Genomic DNA, 17,660 nt, shown 5'->3' with positions numbered 1-17,660 from the left:
CCCGGCCATAGCAAGTCCTTCTACCAGATCCTGTCAGCGCATGAAGAACCAGAGCAGGATGATGATCGGGATCGGAACGCCCACCAGCCACAGAATGATCGAACGCATCGACGCTACCCCCTTGATTGCCATCGGATCAGGATGACGGGACAACGTCGCGGACAGGCCGGCGGTTCCACCGCCCGCCATCGATCTCATTTGTAGGCGATGCTGTCGATGATCGCCGACATCGCCGCGTCATGCGTCTTGTGGCCCTCGAGCGAGGCCCAATAGGTCATCATGATGATCGTGCCGCTCGCCACGTTCGGATTGATCGCGATGTAGCGGATCAGCGACTCGCCATCCTTGCTCTTGGCCTTGAGCTCGGTGAACGACCACGCCTTGCCCTTCACCTCCTGCTTCACCGTGTCGGAGGCGCCGGTAATCGTCACGCCTTCCTTCTCGAAATAGACGTTGTGCTCCTTCTGCAGCGTGTCGAGCTCGGCGGGCGCCACCAGCTCGAACCAGAGATAGATCTCCTCGTCCGGCGTCCTGATCTCGACGCCGCGCTTGATCTTCGCCGTGGTCCAGGCGTCCGGCACGGTGACGACCGCGATCGGATCGGCATCGGTGATCTGCAGCGCCCCGGCAAAAGCCGGCGAGCCGCTGAAACCAGCGAGCGCCAAGGCCAGCGCACAGACGATCTTCCGCAACATGAGTGTCCTCCCCCGGGGATCGGCCGGGTCCCGCGCCCTTGCGCGCGCCGTGATCCGCCGGGCGCGAGGGTGTGCCACAGCCCGCGGCGATGACAAGGCTGGGTAGCCGCGATTCAGGCCAGTTCGGCGGCGCTCGGATGCCAGAGAAGTTGATAGCCGTTCACAAGCGCGGCCAGAGATGTCGGCGGGGTGACGACGGCGACCGGACCGGACGGACGCGGCCGGCGCGCGACATAACCTGAGGGCGACCAGAGCAGGGTCTTGTCCCCGCGCACGGCCAGGAATTCGCCCTCGGGCATGGCGATCATCGCGCCATCCGGCAGGCTTTCCGCCGCCAGCCGATGCAGGCGCTTCCCGCGGCCCGTCCGGCGCTCGCGATCGAGCCGCTCGTCGATCGCAGGGAAGAGCGGCACTTCGGGAAGCCCGAGTCCTGCGACCAGCGCGGCCCGGTAGGCATGCGCATCGCTGCGTCGGCATTCGACGCAGGGACGGTGCCCTGCGGCGAGCGCCGTCACCTCGTCGCAGAAGAACAGCTCGGTGTAGTAGCGGCCCCAGACATCACGCTGCCGGCCCTTGAAGGAAAGCACGCAGCAGATCCATTGCTTCGTCGCGAACAGCCGCGTCGGCAATGCTTTCGTCGCCGGATCATGGAACTTGCCGCCGCGATTGCCGAACAGCAGGCCCCGCGCCGGATCGGCGAAGAGCGAGCCATCGGGGCGAACGCGGTTGGGCAGCGGCATGGGACGAGCTTATGAAGCGGTGACGCCCCATCATGTCACCAGTCCACTGGCCTTGCGACACCGTGCCGGACTCGCAGCTCATCATGCTTTCCGGCAAGCTCCCTGAGCGGAAGAAGCCGAAGGGCGCACGCAAAGGGGCAGGACAGCATGGACGGGATCACCGAAAACGGCACGCCGCCGCTGGTCGCACATCCGTCGCGCGGCGCCATCCTCGGCGAGATCCACGCCCGCCCCTTCGCGCCGCTTTCGACCCCGCAGCGGCTCCTGCACTTCGCCTTCATGACCGACCAGGCGCAGGCCGCCGCAGATCGCGAGGCCCTCGCCCGCTTCTGCGCCCAGCGTGGCGTGCCAGGGCCGGCCGAGGGTGCCAAGCACCATCGCACCAGGCTCGGCGAAACCAGCCTGCGCTGGGAGCAGCACAGCGAGTTCACCACCTATACTTGGGAACTGTCCTCCCCCGGTTCGGCGCCCTTCCTGCCGGCGACCACCATCCTGCCGCACGGCATGCATGCCTTGCCCCAGCCGGGGCCGCACCTGGCGTCGATCGACCTGCATCTGCTGCCGGAACGGGCGGCGTCCGAGCTTGACGCGGTGTTCGATGCGGCCAGCCTCGCCGCGTCGCTGGTCGATGGCGAGGCGGCGATCGCCGCGACCGATTTCCGCGCCGGCGCCGACGGCTTCGTGCGCATCCTCGTGCTCGACCGGGCCTTGACCCCGGCCAAGGCCGGCGCACTGGCGCAGCGGCTGCTCGAGGTCGAGACCTATCGCGTGCTTGCCCTGCTCGGCCTGCCGGAGGCCCACCGCCTCGCCCCCTCAGTGCGCCGCACCGAAGAGGTGCTGGTGCGCATTGCCGGCACGATGACGCTGACCGATGGGCTCGCCGCCGACAACGCCCTGCTCGACGAGATGACCGCGATCGCCGCGACGATGGAATCGGAAGCCGCGTCCTCGAATTACCGTTTCGGCGCCAGCCGCGCCTATGACAGCATCGTCGGCCAGCGCCTGGAAGCGATCGACGAGGCGCCTTATGGCGGCTGGCCGACCCTTGCCGCCTTCCTGTCGCGGCGCATGGCCCCGGCGATGCGTACCTGCCAGATGCTGCAGCAGCGCCAGCTCGACCTGTCGCGCCGGCTCGCCCGCGCCGCCAACCTGCTGCGCACGCGCGTCGACGTCGCGCTCGAACAGCAGAACCGCGACCTGCTTTCGGCGATGAACGACCGCACCCGGCTGCAATTGCGGCTGCAACAAACTGTCGAGGGGCTCTCGGTCGCGGCGATTGGCTACTACGTCGTCAGCCTGTTCGGCTATCTCGCCAAGGGCGCCAAGGATGCCGGCTACCTGCCGATCGATGTCGGCATCGCGACCGCGCTGTTCGTGCCTGTCGCGATCCTCGGCGTCTGGCTGATGGTCCGCCGCATCCGGCACGGCCACCGCGACGGCTGACTAGCGCTGCACGATGACCTTGGTGCCCGGCCTGACGCGGTCATAGAGATCCGTCACGTCGCGATTGGTCATCCTGATACAGCCGGACGAGACCGCGGCGCCGATCGTGTCGGGCTCGTTCGAGCCATGGATGCGGTAGAGGCTCGAGCCCAGATAGATCGCCCGCGCGCCGAGCGGGTTCTCCATCCCGCCTTCCATGTAGCGCGGCAGGTCGGGCCGGCGCTTCAGCATCGCGGCGGGCGGGCGCCAATCCGGCCATTCGCGCTTGCGCGTGACGGTCTTGGTGCCCGACCAGCTGAAGCCCTGCCGGCCGACGCCGACGCCATAGCGGATCGCCTGCCCCTGCCCGAGCACGTAGTAGAGCCGCCTCTGGCTGGTCGAGACCACGACCGTGCCGGGCGCCTGCTTGCCGCTCCAGGGCACGACCTGGCGCGGCACCGGCTGTTCGCTGAAAATGTTGAGGAAGTCCGCAACCCCGCGGCTGAACGCGTTCGAATAGGCGAAGGCCGGTGCGCAGAAAGTAAGACTGGTGACGATAAGAAAAATGGCGCGCAGCATGATGATCCCTGCAACGCCCCCCGCCGGGATTTAACCGGAAGAGGCAAAGCAGGGTCAACCCCGGATCACCCCCGCAGGCCGGCGGTGATCGAGCCGCGATAGGACAGCGCCGCCGGAATGAGCGCCGCCAGCGAGCCGAGCAGCAGGATCAGCCCGACCTTGGCGAGCTCCGCGGACCCCAGCGCGAAGGAGAGCCGCAGGCCCGTCTGCGCCTCGAACAGGCAGGAGACCGCAAGCGTAGCGGCGGCGCCAAGACCCAAGCCGACAAGGCAACCGGCCGCGACCAGCCCGGCCATGCCGAGCCAGACCACCAGCAGCACATAGGCCGGCGGCGCCCCGAGCGCGCGCAGCACGGCATAGCGCCGCCGCCTCAATCCCGTCACCGCGACGAGCAGCAGGAAGATCGCCGCCAGGATCAGCACCGCGTTGAGCGCGGAGGCGACGCTGAGCACCTGCCCGACATCGCCGAGCGTGCGATAGAGCCCGACCAGCACCTCGGCCGGGAAGAAGGCCATGGTGCCGCCCTGGCGATAGCGCGCCCTGAGCGCATAGGCGTCGGCAACCGCCTTCGGCTTCACCACCAGCGCCGGCACGCCGGGAATGCGCTGGCCGTCGAAGGGCGGGCCGAGCGCGGCGCCCTCGCCGGCATGGCCGTTGCCGAGCCCATGCACCTCCCAGACGCTCTCGACCGGCACCAGGATCGCCCGGTCGAAGGGTGAGCCCAGTCGCGGCAGGCGGCCGACCGCGACATAGGCATGGCCCTCATGGCGATGGCTCGCCTCGTCCGAGTCGGCGACTCCGCGCCTCGGCCAATGCCCGGCGATGGCATGCGAGGGCTCGATCTTGTCGCCGAGCCCGTAGGTGACGTCGGCGCCGAGCACGGCCTCGCCCTCGCGGGAGAACAGCCGGCCTTCGCTCGGTTGCACGCGCCCCCAGCGGCCGGCGAATGCGAGCGTGGTGCCGATCACCGGATGGCCGCGGGCGATGTCGCCGAAGGCGAGCGGCGCCACTGCAGCGACACGCGGGTCGCGAACGAGTTCGTTGAGCAGGCGCCCATCGACCAATGGCAGCGCCTCCGGCTGGAGATAGATCGCCGACATCACGAGCTGCGTCTGGCTGCCGGGTGCGCCGATCAACAGGTCGAAATCATCAGCGGCGCGGGCCGAGGCCTGGCGCAGCGCCCGCTCCTGCGCACCGATGGCGACGCCGATCGCCACCGCCAGCGCGACCAGCGCCACGATCGCTGCCGCCGTCCAGCGCAGCGCCCGCAGATCGGCGATGACCATCGGCAGCGGGTTCACGCAGCCGCCTTCAGCTGGAGCGGGCCGTCGCCGATGGTAGCGACCTGCTGCATCCGCGCCAGCAGCACAGGATCATGCGAGGCGCAGAGCAGCGTCGCGCCGCTTTCCCTGGCAACCTCGACGAGCAGAGTGCCGACCTCGGCCGCGTGGGCTGGGTCGAGGCTCGCCGTCGGCTCGTCGGCCAGGATCAGGGCCGGCGCGTTGAACAGGGCCCGCGCGATCGCGACGCGCTGCTGCTCGCCGCGCGAGAGCACGGCTGCACGGCGGCGCAGATCAGTCAGCCCCATGCGCCCGGCGAGTGTGGTGGCACGCGCGACCTGCTCGCTCGTCTGCCGCCAGCCCGAGAAACTCGCGGGCAGAGTGATGTTCGCGAGCACGTCTAGCTCGGGCACGAGATGAAAATCCTGGAAGACGAAGCCGACCGTGTCGCGCCGCCAGCGATCGCGCGCCGCACCGGGCAGCGTGGAGACCACGACATCGCCCCAGCCGATGCTGCCGGCATCGGGCACGAAGAACCCGGCAGCGAGATGCAGCAAGGAAGTCTTGCCCGAGCCGGACGGACCGCGCAGGCCGATCAGCGCCCCGGGCGGCACCCTGAAATCGGGAATGTCGAGCACCCGGAAGGCCCGCCCGTCGCCGTCGCGATGATCGACCTGGATGTTGGAGAACTGCAGCGACCGGGCCCCGCCGGCGGATCGCTCAGACACTGTGGAAGCCGGCATCGACCAGCCTGATCTGGCTGACGAAGCCGGTCTCGGCATCGGTCGAGGAGCCGATCTCGAGCCGGCCGCTGACCGCGACCTTCTGGCCGGCACTGACCATCGGCGTCGCGGCACGCATGAACACGACGACGATGTCGACCGGCCAGTCGGCGTCCGACTGGCAGAACGGGCAGATGGCGAGTGGCTCGCGCGTCAGCACGAAGAAATGGCTCTCCGGCTTGAGCGGCGGCGCCATGTAGCCGATCATCCTGACCGGCTTGCCGCGCAGAAAGGTCGCCCGATCGGAGAACTGGAAGCCGAGCACGCCGAAGGATTTGTAGAGCCCGTCGAAGGTCAGCGTCTCCGCCTCGGCCGCAGCTACGCGTAGCGAGACGGGCAAGGCCGCGAGCCCCGTGAGGAGCCCGCGGCGGGAGAGCATACGGCGCCCCATCGGGCGCCGGCCTGATGCGTCGTTGGTCACTTGCCGCCGAGAGCCAGCGCCTCCGCCATGACGCGGAAGACGAAGACGTTCGGCTTGTGGCCGCGGAAGCGCTCGGCGCCCGGGCCCATCGCGGTGAGCAGCACGTCGTCCGCCGCGTGGACGCCGGAATTGGCGTCGAAGGGCAGGTTGCCCTGCTTGCGGGTGGCGAGCGGCAAGGTGCAGTCCTTCTCGTTGGCGATGTTGGTCTTGCCGTCGGGGCCCTTCACGGCCGGGACACGCTCGCCATCAAGATAGGGCCGGCCGGTGTCGCAGGTGTCCGGATAGCTGCCGAAGGCGACGGCGAGACGGCGCGAGGTATCGACCTTGGTCGGGTAGCCGTCGGCATCGCGCGGGCCGTAGTTCGGCGGCAGCGAGTCGGCGTAGGTGCCGAGCTTGTCGCGCAGCAGCTGGCCCGGGCGATCGTCGTCATAGGTGCCGATGATCGAGATCGGATGGGCGTGGTCCGGCACGACGATGATCAGCGTGTCGTTGCGGTCGCCGGCGAAGGCTTTGGCGACCTTTACGGCGTTGTCGAGCATGATCGTGTCGAAGACCGCGCGCTCCCAGTCGAGCGAGTGGCTGTACTTGTCGATGCGGGCCGATTCCACCATCAGGAAGAAGCCGTCCTCAGCGCCCTTCAGCATCTCGATCGCGGCCTTGGTCTGCTCGACCACGTCCGGCTGATCCGGGAACTTCGAGATCGAGCCCTTCTTGGCAACGCGCAGGTCGAAGGCTCCGTCGATGTTCGAGGTGTTGTAGAGGCCGAGCAGCTTCCTGGCGCCGCCGGCGACCGCGGCGTTCATCTCGGTCTTGGTGGTAGCGAGGGCGTAGCCGGCATCCTTGAACTTGGCGATGAAGTCGAGATCGTCGGTGCGCTTGGTGCCCGGGGTCGACTTCGGGAGGAAGTTCGGCGAGCCGCCGCCCATGATCACGTCGGGCTGCACGTCGAAGAACATTTTGACGATGTCGTTGTAGTCCGAACGGCGGCGGGTATGGGCGACCATCGAGGCCGGGGTGGCATCCTCGATCTCGGAATTGGTGACGACGCCGATCGCCATGCCCGAGCGCCTGCGCTTGATCACCTCGGAAATGGTCTCGACCTTGGGATGGTCGAGCGTCAGCGCGTTCTTGGCGCAGTAGATGCCGAGCGCGTTGACGCAGGATTTGTGGCCGGTGGTGTAGGCGCTGGCGGAGTTGGCGCTGTCGGTGACAACCGAGTCGGTGCCCGAGGTCGAGATCAGGGCCATGTGCGGCATGTCGTCGATGGCGAGCTCGCCGCCATAGAGGCCCTGCTCCCAGCCCTTAGACAGGATACGGGCGGCGGTGCGATGCGCGACCGACATGCCGTCGCCGACGAAGAGGATGACGTTCCTGGCCTTGCGCTCGGGCGTCGCATAGACGGTCCAGTTGACGCTCGCCCTCTCGCTGCCCTGCGTCGCCTCGATGACGTACTGGCCGGCCGGCAGCTGCGCGCCGCGCAGCCAGAGAGCCGAATGCTTCTGGCCTTCCTCGCTCTGGACGAACTGGGCCTCGCGGCCGAAGGCCTCGTTTACCGGCTTGCCGTTGATCGTGACCTTGACGTCGGCCGAGGCCGGTGCGTTCGGGAACTCGACCTTGAAGTCGAAGCGCGAGCCCTCGAGGATCTCGGCGCGGTTGAGCGGATAGATGGTCTGCGCCGTCGTCGGCGCCACGCTGGCGAGCATCGCCGCCGCTATCAGCCAAGTTCGCTTCTGCATGATCTTCTCCGCCCCAATGCATCCGGTGGCCGGTCGGTTAGGCGCGCGAGATGACACTATGATTACTTTGCTCCGGCCAAATTGTTATACTATAACAACTTGCGATCATCGAGATCGGGCGGCCGGAATGCCTGCGCACAGCGCCTAGGGACGCGCCCCTTCATCGTCGCGCGCGAGACATGGTCCGAAAAGCAAGAGCGGGCGGAGCCATTCGCACCCGCCCGCGTTTCGACCAGTGAGTATCGGGCACGTCAGGCTCATCCTGACAACTCCTGACACATTGCTTTCCTATCAGCCTCGTCGTCGCACGAGGAAACGCCGAAAGAGACATCGCCATGCTGACCTTCTATCACGCGCCGCAGTCGCGCTCCTTCTCGATCCTCTGGCTGCTTGAGGAGCTCGGCCAGCCCTATGAGACGGAGATCGTCGACATCCGTGCCGAAGGCGGCCCGCCGGAAAGCTATCGCACCATCCAGCCGCACAAGAAGGTACCGGCAATCGTCCATGACGGCACGACCGTCACCGAGCGCGCCGCAATCTGCCTCTATCTGACCGAGCAGTTTCCCGAAGCCGGGCTGGCTCCGGCGACCGGCGACAAGGACCGTCCGGCCTTCCTGACCTCGCTGGTCTATACCGACGCCGTGCTCGACCCGATCATCGCGACCTCAGTCCACAAGTTCAAATACGAGGCACGCGGCTTCTCCTTCGGCTCGCATGCCGACACCGTCGCCAATCTCGCAAAAAAGCTCGGCGAACATCCCTACGCCGCCGGCGAGCGCTTCACCGCCGCCGATACTCAGCTCGGCGCCGGCATCCATTTCGGCATGAACGTCGTCGGCGTGCTGCCGCGCCTGCCGGTCTTCGAGGCCTATATGGCCCGGATGATGGAGCGGCCGGGGCTGCAACGGACACTGCAGAAGGACGGCACGCCCGCCACCGCCCAGGCCGGCTGAACCAGTGCTCAGCGCCGGCCGAAGCGGAACTGCTCCAGCGCCGCAAGCTGCTGTGCGACTGGGGAAACCTGCGCCGCCAGCGAAATCCCCTCGAAATGCCGGCGGCCGCGGAAGCGGGCCCGCTCGAAATTCGAGCGACCGTCAAAGGCGGCGTTGCTGAACCAGGCGCCTCGGTCGAAACGAGCCGCGGCGAAATTCGCCATCTGCCCGAACCGCGCATCCTCGAAGCCGGCATTGCCGGCGAACTCGGCCTCGCCGAAATCGGCCGCGCCCGCGAAGTGGCAATCGCCGAAGCCCGCCTCGCCGGCATGGCGCACGCCGCGGAACTGTGTCACGCCGTCGAAACGCGAGCCCCGGAACCAGGCATCGCCGACGAATTCCGCCTCGACGAAGCAGGCCGTGCCCTCGCAGCGCATGTCGCGGAACTCCGCCGTGCCGTGCAGGGTCGCCGCGCCGAAATCGGCATCCCCGGCGAAATGTGCCCGGTCGAAGAAGGCGTCGGCACGGAAGCTGGCATCGCGGAAGCTGGCCGGCCCATGAAAATGCGCCTCCGAGAACCAGGCATCGCCGCAGAAGGCGCTGCCGGAAAAGCGGGCCGCCGCCGGAAAGATGATGCCGGCGACATTGAAATCGCCCTCGAAAATCTCGTCGACCAGCTCGACATCGGCAAAGAGGCGCCAGAGCGCCAGCAATGCGCCGTCGGTACCGATTCGGCTGCGCAGGCGGGTCATCTCACCGGCCCAGCCATTCCAGGCCGCTGCGCCCTCTCCAAGCCGCGCCAGAATCGCCTCGCGCCGGGCAGCCATGAAGGCAGACGCCTCCGGCCCGGCCGCGCCGAAGCGCGCCGCGCGCTGCGCAGCGGCAAAGCCGGCCTGATGCGGCCGCGCCCAGGAATTCAGCTGCAGGAGTTCGGCGCGTGCATCGGGCACGAGCCGGAACAGGCTGGCCATAGTTGGATGACGCCCCGGTTAACGATTCATTAGCCATAGGCGAGCCGCCGATTGGGTTCAATCGCTGCTTTACGCGCAGCAGGCTCCCACGCCTTTCGTCGATGGACCGTCCGCCCGCGGATTTCTCCGCCAGGGGCAGTACATCGTTAAGGCTACGGGTCGATAAGCCGCTGTAGCGTAAGGCATTCGAAGTATTTTCAGCGTCATCCTGAGCCGTATCTCCACGCGGACTGCCAGCGCCGATGAATGCCATCCTGCCGACGATCCTGTTCACGGCTGCGGCCGACGCAGTGGCGCCGTCGACATCGAAGCACCATATTGCTGGAAACGATGCAGTGAAGATCGATGGTGGCGAGCTGATTCTCACCATCTTCATCGCCCAGAACTGAGGGACGCCATGAACCTGCTGGTCCGCTTCATCCTCCGCCTCGGCGCCGTGCTCGCCCCGGCCCAGCCGCAGCTGAAGCCGATCCCGGTCCCGGTGCGCCGCCCTCAAACGCGGCGCTGAGCCGCCCCGCAAGCTTCTCCCCAGAAACCATCAGGCCAGGCCATCGCTCTCGCGATGGGCTTGCTCGCATCCGAACTTGCCGCGACATCGTCTTGGGCCGGTGGCGGCCCCCCGGCCTTGACAGCAGGCCGCCTGCCCCCAACTCTATGGATATGACGACGAAGTATCGCCTCGTATTCCGGGTCGCCCCGATCGCGGAATCTTAGCCCCGGACTCGGCCCGAGCGCGCCCCGAGTCCAGGGGTGTCGTCGATGCTGTCCGCCGCCATGGCAGCACGATTGTCCAAGGCGTCTCCCCCAATACATAACCTCAGACCTTGCCGGTCGCGCCCTGGCGCCGCCGTCGCGCGCGTCATCGCAGGACACCAGCCCCATGACCCAGCCGAGCCAGAAGACCCATCGCAAGCCGAAGATCATCGTCGGCGAGATCGACCATGAGCGCCTGACCGGCCTTGCGACCACCGCACTCGATCGCATCCCGGAGGTCGCCGAGGAACTGCTCGCCGAGATGGACCGCGCCAAGGTCGTCGCGCCGGCCAAGCTGCCGGCCGACGTCGTACGCATGGGCTCCTTTGTCACCTTCGATTCGGACAGCGCCCAGCATCGCCGCGTCCAGCTCGTCTATCCCGGCGAGGCCGATATCGAGCAGGGCCGCATCTCGGTTCTCACGCCGATCGGCGCCGCGCTGATCGGCCTTGCCGCCGGCCAGTCGATCGCCTGGACCGCTCGCGACGGCAAGAAGCATGTGCTGACGGTGACCGCAGTCGAGCAGCCCGCCATGGCGGCGACCTGAGCAGATGACGGCCGCCCCCGCTCGCTTGCGACGGGGAGGAAGCTGCCCTCAGCCGGCCGCCATCACCTTCATGGTCCCGCCCTGCGGCTCGGCCCAGCGCAGTTCGCCGAGCCGCAGCATCGCGTTCACATGCGCGAAGACCTCGCTGAAGGCGAAGGAGAGCTGGTGCGGGTCGAGCGCCCGCGTGAACATCACCGGCACCAGCTCTGCGACCGAATGCGGCCCCTTGGCGACTGCGCCCGCGATCAGCCGGCAGCGCTCGGCGTGATGGGCGCTGAGCGCGGCGCAGCGCTCCTGCAATCCATAGAACGGCAGCTGGTGCCCCGGCAGGACCAGCGTCCCGGGCGGGATCGCCTGCGGCAGCGCCCGTAGCGAACGCAGATAGAGGCCGAGCGGATCACCCTCCGCATCCACCGCCCAGACGCTGATGTTGGGCGTGATCTTGGCGAGCACCTGGTCGGCCGCCAGGAAGACGTTCGCCTCCGGGCAATGGAACATCAATTGCTCCGGCGCATGGCCATCGCCTGCGAGCACGAAGAAGTCACGTCCGCCGATACGCAAGACGTCGCCGGCGACGACCCGGGTGAAGGTCGGCGGTAGCGGCGTCACCTGCCGGAGATAGCCATGGCCCAAAGTCGAGACGACCTGCGTCACCTCGGCCGAGAGGCCGTGACGCTGATAGAACTGCTTATAGACCGGCGCCTCGGACGCACCCGGGCTGAGCGAGATGTTGAGGCAGCCGAGATAGCCGGTCTGGCTGGTCAGGAGCGGCGTGCCGAAACGCTCGCAGAGCCAGCCGGCGAGGCCGATATGGTCTGGATGGAAATGCGTGACGAAAAGCCGGGTCAGCCGCTTGCCGGCGAGCGCCCCGGCCATCAGCGCGAGCCAGGCCTGCTTGGTCGCCTCGTCGCCGATGCCGGTGTCGATCACGGCGAAGCCGTCGCCATCCTCGATCAGGTATATGTTGACGTGGTCCAGCCGGAACGGCAGCGCGATCCTGGCCCAGAAGATGCCGGGCGCAACCTCGATCAGCTGACCGGGCGCCGGCGGCTCGGGAAAGGGGAAGGTCAGGCCGTGCGGATCGGGAGCGTGCAATTTGGTCAGCCCTGAACAATGTCTGCAGGGTTCATAGCAGGCGATGATCGCGCCGGACAACGGTTGTTAAGCCTCGCGCGGCAAGATCGCATGATGAGCGATTTCGACATCCTCCGACGCGACTGGCTCGCCCATCTCGGCCATGAGCGCCGGCTCTCGCCGAAGACGCTCGAGGCCTATGGTCGCGACATCGAGCAATTCGCCACTTTCCTCACGCATCATCTCGATGCGCCCCCTTCGCTGAAGGCGGTCGCCGCCCTGAAGCCGGCCGATCTGCGCGCCTTCCTCGGCTATCGCCGCCGCGACGGCGTCGGCAACCGCACGCTGATGCGCCAGCTCGCAGCGCTGCGCTCGCTCGCCCGCTTCGGCGAGCGCAGCGGCCGGTTGACCGCTGCCGCCTTCGCCGCGACCCGCGGACCGCGGCTCGGCAAGGGCCTGCCGCGCCCGCTCGACGCCAAGGCCGCCGCGGCCGTGACCAAAGCCGACAGCCGCGCCGGCGAGGAGCGGCCCGACTGGGTTCTCGCGCGCGACGCCGCCGTGCTCTCCTTGCTCTATGGCAGCGGCCTGCGCATCTCCGAGGCGCTCGGCCTCAAGCGCTCGCAGGCACCGCTCAGCACCGCCGATGCGCTGACGGTGCTCGGCAAGGGCGGCAAGACCCGGATGGTGCCGGTGCTGCCGGTGGTGGTCGAATCGATCGGCGGTTATCTCGCGCAATGCCCGTGGCGGCTGGCGCCGGAGGGGCCGCTCTTCGTCGGCGTGAAAGGCGGGCCGCTCTCGCCGCGCATCATCCAGCTCGCGGTCGAGGGCCTGCGCGGCTCGCTCGGACTGCCGGGCAGCGCGACGCCGCATGCGCTGCGCCATTCCTTCGCCACCCACCTGCTCGGCCGCGGCGGCGACCTGCGCGCCATCCAGGAACTGCTTGGGCACGCTTCGCTCTCGACCACGCAGATCTACACCCGCATCGATTCAGTCCGCCTGCTCGCGGCTTATGATTCCGCCCATCCGCGCGCCCGGGGATAACCGCTTACCTTCGGTAAATTCGTCTTGATTCCGTCACGCGCACCGGGCATCAGGCGCGGCCTTTCCGGGGGGAATCACTGATGGCCTCAGTTGCACCAGACGTCACCGAAGACAACCAGCCGACCAGCAAGGTCAACAAGCGCATCGCGCTCCTGATCGGCATTCTCGCGCTCCTGCTCGCCTTCTCGGAGATCGGCGGCAAGAACGCCGAGCAGGACGCGCTCGCCAAGAACATCGAAGCCTCCAATCTCTGGGCCTTCTTCCAGGCCAAGACGATCCGCGGCACGACGCTGCGCACCGCCGCCGACGCGATGGAGGTCGAGCTCGCCGGCACCACCGACCCGGCCGTGCGCGAGCGCCTGCAGAAGCGCATAGACGGCTGGAAGGCGACGATCGCCCGCTATGAGTCCGAACCCGAGACCAATGAAGGCCGCAAGGAGCTGATCGTCCGCGCCAAGGCGGCCGAGGCCAAGCGTGACATCTCCAGCGCTCGCGACGACAAATACGACATCGTCTCGGGCCTGCTGCAGATCGCGATCGTGGTCTCGTCCGCGGCGATCATCACCGGCGTCGCCCTGCTTGCCTGGACCGGCGTCGGCCTCGGCGCGCTCGGGCTCGCGCTGATGATCATCGCCGAGGTCGCGCCGACCGCGCTGTTCTGATCAAGCCGAGGGCGCGGCACTCAGTAGTGGATCGCGCCCTTCGAGCCGCCGCCGCAGGCGATCGCGTCGCCATTGATCGCGACGCTGCGCGGCGAGGCCAGGAAGGCGACGATGTCGGCGACCTCGGCCATGTCGACCAGCCGGCCGATCGTGACATTGGCGGCCATGCGGCGCTCGACCTCTTCGGGCGCCAGCCCTGACGCCGCCACCCGTGCCGCGACCACGCCCGGCGTCTTCTCGGTCCGCGTCGTGCCGGGATGCACCACGGTGACGTTGATGCCCTGCGGGCCGAGCTCGTCGGCGAGGTTCTTGGTCAGCGCCGCCACCGCGACATTGCGGATCGAGCCGATGGTCGAGCCGGTCAGGCGCGCCGCCAGCCCGCTGATGTTGATGATACGGCCCCAGCCACCCGTCGCCATCACCGGCGCCGCCTCGCGGGCCATCCTGAGATAGCCCATCACCTTGACGTTGACGTCGTCGAAGAACAGCGCGTCGGTGATCTCGGCGAGCTTGGGCGGCGTTGCCTGACCGCCGGGCTTGGCCGCGGCATTGACGAGGATGTCGAGCCCGCCCAGCGCCGCAACGGTGCCGGCGACCACCGCCTTCACCGAGGCATCGTCCTGCGTATCGACGGTCAGGCCGACGATGTTGCGGCCGGTCTCCTTCGCCAGCTCGGCCGCGGCGGCATCGAGCTCCGCCTGGTTGCGCGCCGCGATGACGACGTCGACGCCTTCCAGCGCCAGCTGCCGCGCAATGGCACGGCCGATCCCCTTGCTGCCGCCCGTGACCAGAGCGCGCTTGCCGTTCAGCATCAGATCCATGGTGAGGTCCTCGAAGGCGGGATGGCGGGGCGCGTAGACTGCATCGGTCCCCGCAGTTTCGGGCGCATCCTGCGTGAGCCGCGCGACCTGGTCCAGCGCCCCTGTCACACCCCCGTTCTGCTTTGCCCGCGAAGGCGCTTGACCAACTCATATCTCTCTGGTTATGAATAAACCCATAGCCAATGGGTTATCGATTGTAATGTCAGACTCCCACGACATGCTGTTCAGGACGCTCGCCGACCCGACGCGGCGCGCCATCTTCGAGCGCCTATGCCGCGATGGCGAGCTGACCGTCGGGGCGCTGACCGCGCAGGCCGGTGTGTCGCAGCCGGCCGTCTCCAAGCATCTCGGCGTGCTCAAGCAGGCCGGGCTTGTGCGTGACCGGCAGGCCGGCCGCCAGACCCATTACAGCGCCCAGCTCGGCGCCCTCAGCCCGCTGATCGACTGGACCAGCCAGATGGCCGGCTTCTGGGAGGCGCGGTTCGACGACCTCGAAGATCTGCTCGCAAGGATGGACCAATGACCACCGCCACACTGACCCGCTCCGTCACCGTCGAGCGCGAGATCGCCCATCCGCCGGAAAAGCTCTGGCGCGCCCTGACGCAGCCGCACCTGATCGCGGAATGGCTGATGAAGAACGATTTCGCGCCGGTCGTCGGCCATCGCTTCAACCTGCGCGGGGAATGGGGCGGCGTGCTCGATTGCGAGGTCCTCGACATCGAGCCGAACCGGATGCTGTCCTACACTTGGGATTTCGCCCATGACGATCCGGCCTTCAACCTGAAGAGCACGGTGACCTTCACCCTGACACCGACGCCCAAAGGCACATTGCTGCGCATGGAGCAGGCCGGCTTCCAGCCTGAGCAGAAGCAGGCCTTCGGCGGCGCCAAAGCCGGCTGGCAGGAGTTCCTCGGCAAGCTGGAAGAGCTGCTGGCGCGCGAAGCGTGAACGCTCGCCCTGGCTCTCATCTCAAGAAGGAGGTTCCGTTGACCTGGAACCACGTCATCCGGCAGGGCCATCGCTGGCTCGCGTTCATCTTCACCGCGACGGTGATCGCCAATTTCGTCGCCATGGCACTGGGGCAGCCGCCGGCCTGGATCGTCTATTCCCCGCTGCCGCCGCTGTTCCTGCTGATGTTCTCCGGCCTCACCATGTTCGCCCTGCCCTATGCCGCCAGCTGGCGCCAAGGGCGACGGGCGCAAGGCTAGGAGCCGAGCCATGGCTGGCAAGACCTCGAAAGCGGCGCCGAAGCCGGAAGCCGAAGCCTCGGCCTCGGAGCAGATCGACGCCCGAATCGCGGAACTGACCGACTGGCGCGGCGCGACGCTCGCGAGGGTCCGCGCCGTCATCCGGGAGGCCGATCCCGAGGTCGAGGAAACCTGGAAATGGCGCGGGGTCCCGGTCTGGGAGCATGCCGGCATCATCTGCACCGGCGAGACCTACAAGGCCGTGGTGAAATTGACCTTCGCCAAGGGCGCCTCGCTGCCCGATCCCGCGAGCCTGTTCAATTCCAGCCTCGACGGCAACACCAGGCGCGCCATCGACATCCATGAAAGCGATGCGATTGACGAGGCGGCGCTGGCGGAACTCATCCAGGCGGCCGTTGCACTGAACACAGCCGGGAAGAAGCCGAAGAAGGCCTGAGAGACTCCCATTCACAGCCCTCATCCTGAGGAGGCCGCTTGAGCGGCCGTCTCGAAGGATGCTCCAGTTGTCTCCGGAGCCTCCTGGAGCATCCTTCGAGACGCGCTCCTGCGGAGCGCTCCTCAGGATGAGGCCTGTGGTTCCAGAACGGTTCAGCGAGCCGGCGGCGTCCGCGGCCAGTCCGGCCCCTGCCCCCGCAGCCTCTCCCAGGCCTGCGCCATCTGCAACACGCCGAGATCGTCGAAGCGCTTGCCGGTGATCTGCAGGCCGATCGGCAGGCCCGACGCCGTCATGCCGGCATGGACCGAGATCGCCGGCTGGTCCGACATGTTGGCCGCGACCGTGAAGACGATGTGCTCGAAGGGCCGTTCGGGATCGTGGATCGGCGAGGCCAGTTCGGCGGAAAAGCTCGGCACCGGCGAGACCGGCGAGAGCACATAGTCGAAGGGCTGTGCCGCCTTCAGCGCCGCATGGCGGATCGCCAGCATCTGGTTCATGCCGCGATGCACCTGGGCGCCGGTGAGAGAGCGTCCGCGCTCGGCCCAAGAGTAGATATAGGGCAGCACCTTGTCCTGCCGCTCCGGCGGCAACGAGCCGATTTCGGCCCAGGCGCGCTGGCGCCAGAAATCGTCGAGCCCGTCGAGCATGTCCTGCGTCAGGAAGGGCGGCGCCAATTCGACGATCGCCCCCACCTTGCGGAAGGCATCGGCCGCCTTGACGATCGCCGCCCGCACCTCCGGCTCGACCGGCAGGCCGATGTCCGCTTCGAGCTGGAGCCCAACCTTCAGCCCGCGCGGCTCGCGCTCCAGATCGGTCCAGGCGATCTCCTGCGGCGGCAGACTCATCGGATCGCGATCGTCCGGCTTCGAGAGCTCGCGCATCATCAGCGCCGCATCGGCGACCGTGCGCGTCATCGGCCCGGCGACGCGGCCGTAATAGGTTGGGTCGATCGGCACGCGGCCGAAGCTCGGCTTGAGGCCGACCAGCCCGCACCAGCCGGCCGGCAGGCGGATCGAGCCGCCGATATCGGTGCCGACATGGAAGGGCCCGTAGCCGGCTGCGCCGGCCGCCGCCGCACCGGCCGAAGAACCGCCCGGGTTCTTCGTGAGGTCGAACGGGTTGCGCGCCAATTCGTGGAAGCTCGACAGGCCGGAGGAGAGCATGCCGTAATCCGGCATCGTCGTCTTGGCGAAGATGACGCAGCCGGCCTCGCGCAGGCGCTGCGCCGGCGGCGCGTCCGCAGCAGCGGGGGCGAGCTCCATCGCCGCCGTCCCGAGCGGCACTGCCGTGCCCTTCGTCGCGATGTTCTCCTTGATCGTGCAAGGCACGCCGTCGAGCGCCAGCGCCTCGCCGCGGCGCCAGCGGCCCTCGCTTTCCTTCGCAGCGATACGTGCGCCCTCGGGATCATAGGCGTAGAGCGCCTTCAGCGCCGGCTCCCAGAGCGCGACGCGCTGGATCACCGCCTCCGTGACCTCGACCGGCGAGAGCTCGCGCGAGCGGAAGGCCCGGAGCATGTCGACGGCGCTGAGATCGGCGAACTCGATCATGACTGGAACTCCG

The 17,660-nt window shown here is 67.9% G+C and carries 22 protein-coding genes; 10 read left to right on the top strand and 12 right to left on the bottom strand.

Translation table 11 applies throughout. The features are described from left to right. Positions 1-33: 33 nt before the first annotated feature. The 3 genes from V7S63_RS07705 to V7S63_RS07695 form a co-directional block, all read right to left on the bottom strand. Entirely contained in the window at positions 34-198 is a 165-nt protein-coding gene (locus V7S63_RS07705) for a hypothetical protein (protein WP_336529785.1), read from the bottom strand. Continuing rightward, complete coding sequence (locus V7S63_RS07700) at positions 195-695, bottom strand: hypothetical protein (protein WP_336529784.1); 501 nt, start codon at positions 693-695, stop codon at positions 195-197. The genes V7S63_RS07705 and V7S63_RS07700 overlap by 4 nt, the downstream gene beginning before the upstream one ends. Positions 696-808: 113 nt before the next feature. After that, complete coding sequence (locus V7S63_RS07695; RefSeq protein ID WP_336529783.1) at positions 809-1,435, bottom strand: hypothetical protein; 627 nt, start codon at positions 1,433-1,435, stop codon at positions 809-811. 147 nt (positions 1,436-1,582) lie between these two features. Here V7S63_RS07695 and V7S63_RS07690 point away from each other — a divergent pair, with 147 nt between their 5' ends. Continuing rightward, positions 1,583-2,878 carry a DUF3422 family protein gene (locus V7S63_RS07690; RefSeq protein ID WP_336529782.1) on the top strand — a complete coding sequence of 432 codons (1,296 nt, stop codon included), beginning with the start codon at positions 1,583-1,585 and terminating at the stop codon, positions 2,876-2,878. Here the strand turns inward: V7S63_RS07690 and V7S63_RS07685 are convergent, their stop codons facing one another. The 5 genes from V7S63_RS07685 to V7S63_RS07665 form a co-directional block, all read right to left on the bottom strand. Continuing rightward, on the bottom strand, positions 2,879-3,436 hold the full coding sequence (locus tag V7S63_RS07685) for a L,D-transpeptidase (RefSeq protein WP_336529781.1): 558 nt from the start codon (positions 3,434-3,436) through the stop codon (positions 2,879-2,881). A 65-nt stretch (positions 3,437-3,501) separates the two neighbouring features. Next, positions 3,502-4,737 carry an FtsX-like permease family protein gene (locus V7S63_RS07680; RefSeq protein ID WP_336529780.1) on the bottom strand — a complete coding sequence of 412 codons (1,236 nt, stop codon included), beginning with the start codon at positions 4,735-4,737 and terminating at the stop codon, positions 3,502-3,504. Continuing rightward, on the bottom strand, positions 4,734-5,444 hold the full coding sequence (locus V7S63_RS07675; RefSeq protein ID WP_336529779.1) for an ABC transporter ATP-binding protein: 711 nt from the start codon (positions 5,442-5,444) through the stop codon (positions 4,734-4,736). Before V7S63_RS07675 ends, V7S63_RS07680 begins: the two co-directional genes overlap by 4 nt. After that, positions 5,437-5,877 (bottom strand): hypothetical protein, encoded by a 441-nt coding sequence (locus V7S63_RS07670; RefSeq protein WP_336529778.1) that lies wholly within the window; start codon positions 5,875-5,877, stop codon positions 5,437-5,439. The genes V7S63_RS07675 and V7S63_RS07670 overlap by 8 nt, the downstream gene beginning before the upstream one ends. 38 nt (positions 5,878-5,915) lie before the next feature. After that, complete coding sequence (locus tag V7S63_RS07665) at positions 5,916-7,655, bottom strand: alkaline phosphatase (protein WP_336529777.1); 1,740 nt, start codon at positions 7,653-7,655, stop codon at positions 5,916-5,918. Positions 7,656-7,990: 335 nt separating this feature from the next. Here V7S63_RS07665 and V7S63_RS07660 point away from each other — a divergent pair, with 335 nt between their 5' ends. Beyond that, the gene (locus tag V7S63_RS07660; RefSeq protein ID WP_336529776.1) at positions 7,991-8,608 is read left to right on the top strand and encodes a glutathione S-transferase family protein; all 618 of its coding nucleotides are present in this window, start codon (positions 7,991-7,993) and stop codon (positions 8,606-8,608) included. 8 nt (positions 8,609-8,616) lie between these two features. On the opposite strand, the gene V7S63_RS07655 is transcribed toward V7S63_RS07660, so the two are convergent. Next, positions 8,617-9,558, bottom strand: coding sequence for a pentapeptide repeat-containing protein (locus tag V7S63_RS07655; protein WP_336529775.1), 942 nt, complete (start codon positions 9,556-9,558; stop codon positions 8,617-8,619). Positions 9,559-9,800: 242 nt separating this feature from the next. On the opposite strand from V7S63_RS07655, the gene V7S63_RS07650 reads away from it, so the two are divergent. After that, positions 9,801-9,947 carry a hypothetical protein gene (locus V7S63_RS07650; RefSeq protein WP_158673272.1) on the top strand — a complete coding sequence of 49 codons (147 nt, stop codon included), beginning with the start codon at positions 9,801-9,803 and terminating at the stop codon, positions 9,945-9,947. A 491-nt stretch (positions 9,948-10,438) separates the two neighbouring features. Next, positions 10,439-10,858, top strand: a complete 420-nt coding sequence (gene rnk / locus V7S63_RS07645; RefSeq protein WP_336529774.1) for a nucleoside diphosphate kinase regulator — start codon at positions 10,439-10,441, stop codon at positions 10,856-10,858. Positions 10,859-10,906: 48 nt separating this feature from the next. Here rnk and V7S63_RS07640 read toward each other — a convergent pair whose 3' ends face one another. Next, the gene (locus V7S63_RS07640; RefSeq protein WP_199777361.1) at positions 10,907-11,953 is read right to left on the bottom strand and encodes an MBL fold metallo-hydrolase; all 1,047 of its coding nucleotides are present in this window, start codon (positions 11,951-11,953) and stop codon (positions 10,907-10,909) included. Positions 11,954-12,043: 90 nt separating this feature from the next. Here V7S63_RS07640 and V7S63_RS07635 point away from each other — a divergent pair, with 90 nt between their 5' ends. Next, positions 12,044-12,973 (top strand): tyrosine recombinase XerC, encoded by a 930-nt coding sequence (locus V7S63_RS07635; RefSeq protein WP_442896434.1) that lies wholly within the window; start codon positions 12,044-12,046, stop codon positions 12,971-12,973. Positions 12,974-13,053: 80 nt separating this feature from the next. Continuing rightward, positions 13,054-13,635, top strand: coding sequence for a DUF4337 domain-containing protein (locus V7S63_RS07630; protein WP_100962945.1), 582 nt, complete (start codon positions 13,054-13,056; stop codon positions 13,633-13,635). A gap of 20 nt (positions 13,636-13,655) precedes the next feature. Here V7S63_RS07630 and V7S63_RS07625 read toward each other — a convergent pair whose 3' ends face one another. Further along, on the bottom strand, positions 13,656-14,564 hold the full coding sequence (locus V7S63_RS07625; protein ID WP_244543868.1) for an SDR family NAD(P)-dependent oxidoreductase: 909 nt from the start codon (positions 14,562-14,564) through the stop codon (positions 13,656-13,658). 91 nt (positions 14,565-14,655) lie between these two features. On the opposite strand from V7S63_RS07625, the gene V7S63_RS07620 reads away from it, so the two are divergent. From V7S63_RS07620 to V7S63_RS07605, 4 genes are read left to right on the top strand one after another with little or no spacing between them, the layout of a single operon-like run. Next, positions 14,656-14,979 carry an ArsR/SmtB family transcription factor gene (locus tag V7S63_RS07620; RefSeq protein ID WP_336529772.1) on the top strand — a complete coding sequence of 108 codons (324 nt, stop codon included), beginning with the start codon at positions 14,656-14,658 and terminating at the stop codon, positions 14,977-14,979. Further along, complete coding sequence (locus tag V7S63_RS07615) at positions 14,976-15,404, top strand: SRPBCC family protein (protein ID WP_336529771.1); 429 nt, start codon at positions 14,976-14,978, stop codon at positions 15,402-15,404. The genes V7S63_RS07620 and V7S63_RS07615 overlap by 4 nt, the downstream gene beginning before the upstream one ends. 38 nt (positions 15,405-15,442) lie before the next feature. Then, positions 15,443-15,664, top strand: a complete 222-nt coding sequence (locus tag V7S63_RS07610) for a hypothetical protein (protein WP_336529770.1) — start codon at positions 15,443-15,445, stop codon at positions 15,662-15,664. 10 nt (positions 15,665-15,674) lie between these two features. Continuing rightward, the gene (locus V7S63_RS07605; protein ID WP_336529769.1) at positions 15,675-16,100 is read left to right on the top strand and encodes a DUF1801 domain-containing protein; all 426 of its coding nucleotides are present in this window, start codon (positions 15,675-15,677) and stop codon (positions 16,098-16,100) included. Positions 16,101-16,252: 152 nt separating this feature from the next. Here V7S63_RS07605 and V7S63_RS07600 read toward each other — a convergent pair whose 3' ends face one another. Next, positions 16,253-17,647, bottom strand: a complete 1,395-nt coding sequence (locus tag V7S63_RS07600) for an amidase (RefSeq protein WP_336529768.1) — start codon at positions 17,645-17,647, stop codon at positions 16,253-16,255. Between the last annotated feature and the right edge of the window lie 13 nt (positions 17,648-17,660).

The organism is Allobosea sp. CCNWLY174 (assembly GCF_037120455.1).
Taxonomy (GTDB): Bacteria; Pseudomonadota; Alphaproteobacteria; order Rhizobiales; family Beijerinckiaceae; genus Allobosea; species Allobosea lupini.
This window is presented reverse-complemented; position numbering and strand designations above follow the sequence as displayed.

Coding starts and splice junctions, on each gene's coding strand:
- V7S63_RS07700 (WP_336529784.1), bottom strand. CDS start 695: ATGTTGCGGAAGATCGTCTGTGCGCTGGCCTTGGCGCTCGCTGGTTTC.
- V7S63_RS07695 (WP_336529783.1), bottom strand. CDS start 1,435: ATGCCGCTGCCCAACCGCGTTCGCCCCGATGGCTCGCTCTTCGCCGAT.
- V7S63_RS07690 (WP_336529782.1), top strand. CDS start 1,583: ATGGACGGGATCACCGAAAACGGCACGCCGCCGCTGGTCGCACATCCG.
- V7S63_RS07670 (WP_336529778.1), bottom strand. CDS start 5,877: ATGCTCTCCCGCCGCGGGCTCCTCACGGGGCTCGCGGCCTTGCCCGTC.
- rnk (WP_336529774.1), top strand. CDS start 10,439: ATGACCCAGCCGAGCCAGAAGACCCATCGCAAGCCGAAGATCATCGTC.
- V7S63_RS07650 (WP_158673272.1), top strand. CDS start 9,801: ATGAATGCCATCCTGCCGACGATCCTGTTCACGGCTGCGGCCGACGCA.
- V7S63_RS07630 (WP_100962945.1), top strand. CDS start 13,054: ATGGCCTCAGTTGCACCAGACGTCACCGAAGACAACCAGCCGACCAGC.
- V7S63_RS07655 (WP_336529775.1), bottom strand. CDS start 9,558: ATGGCCAGCCTGTTCCGGCTCGTGCCCGATGCACGCGCCGAACTCCTG.
- V7S63_RS07665 (WP_336529777.1), bottom strand. CDS start 7,655: ATGCAGAAGCGAACTTGGCTGATAGCGGCGGCGATGCTCGCCAGCGTG.
- V7S63_RS07705 (WP_336529785.1), bottom strand. CDS start 198: ATGAGATCGATGGCGGGCGGTGGAACCGCCGGCCTGTCCGCGACGTTG.
- V7S63_RS07605 (WP_336529769.1), top strand. CDS start 15,675: ATGGCTGGCAAGACCTCGAAAGCGGCGCCGAAGCCGGAAGCCGAAGCC.
- V7S63_RS07620 (WP_336529772.1), top strand. CDS start 14,656: ATGTCAGACTCCCACGACATGCTGTTCAGGACGCTCGCCGACCCGACG.
- V7S63_RS07615 (WP_336529771.1), top strand. CDS start 14,976: ATGACCACCGCCACACTGACCCGCTCCGTCACCGTCGAGCGCGAGATC.
- V7S63_RS07600 (WP_336529768.1), bottom strand. CDS start 17,647: ATGATCGAGTTCGCCGATCTCAGCGCCGTCGACATGCTCCGGGCCTTC.
- V7S63_RS07685 (WP_336529781.1), bottom strand. CDS start 3,436: ATGCTGCGCGCCATTTTTCTTATCGTCACCAGTCTTACTTTCTGCGCA.
- V7S63_RS07660 (WP_336529776.1), top strand. CDS start 7,991: ATGCTGACCTTCTATCACGCGCCGCAGTCGCGCTCCTTCTCGATCCTC.
- V7S63_RS07635 (WP_442896434.1), top strand. CDS start 12,044: ATGATGAGCGATTTCGACATCCTCCGACGCGACTGGCTCGCCCATCTC.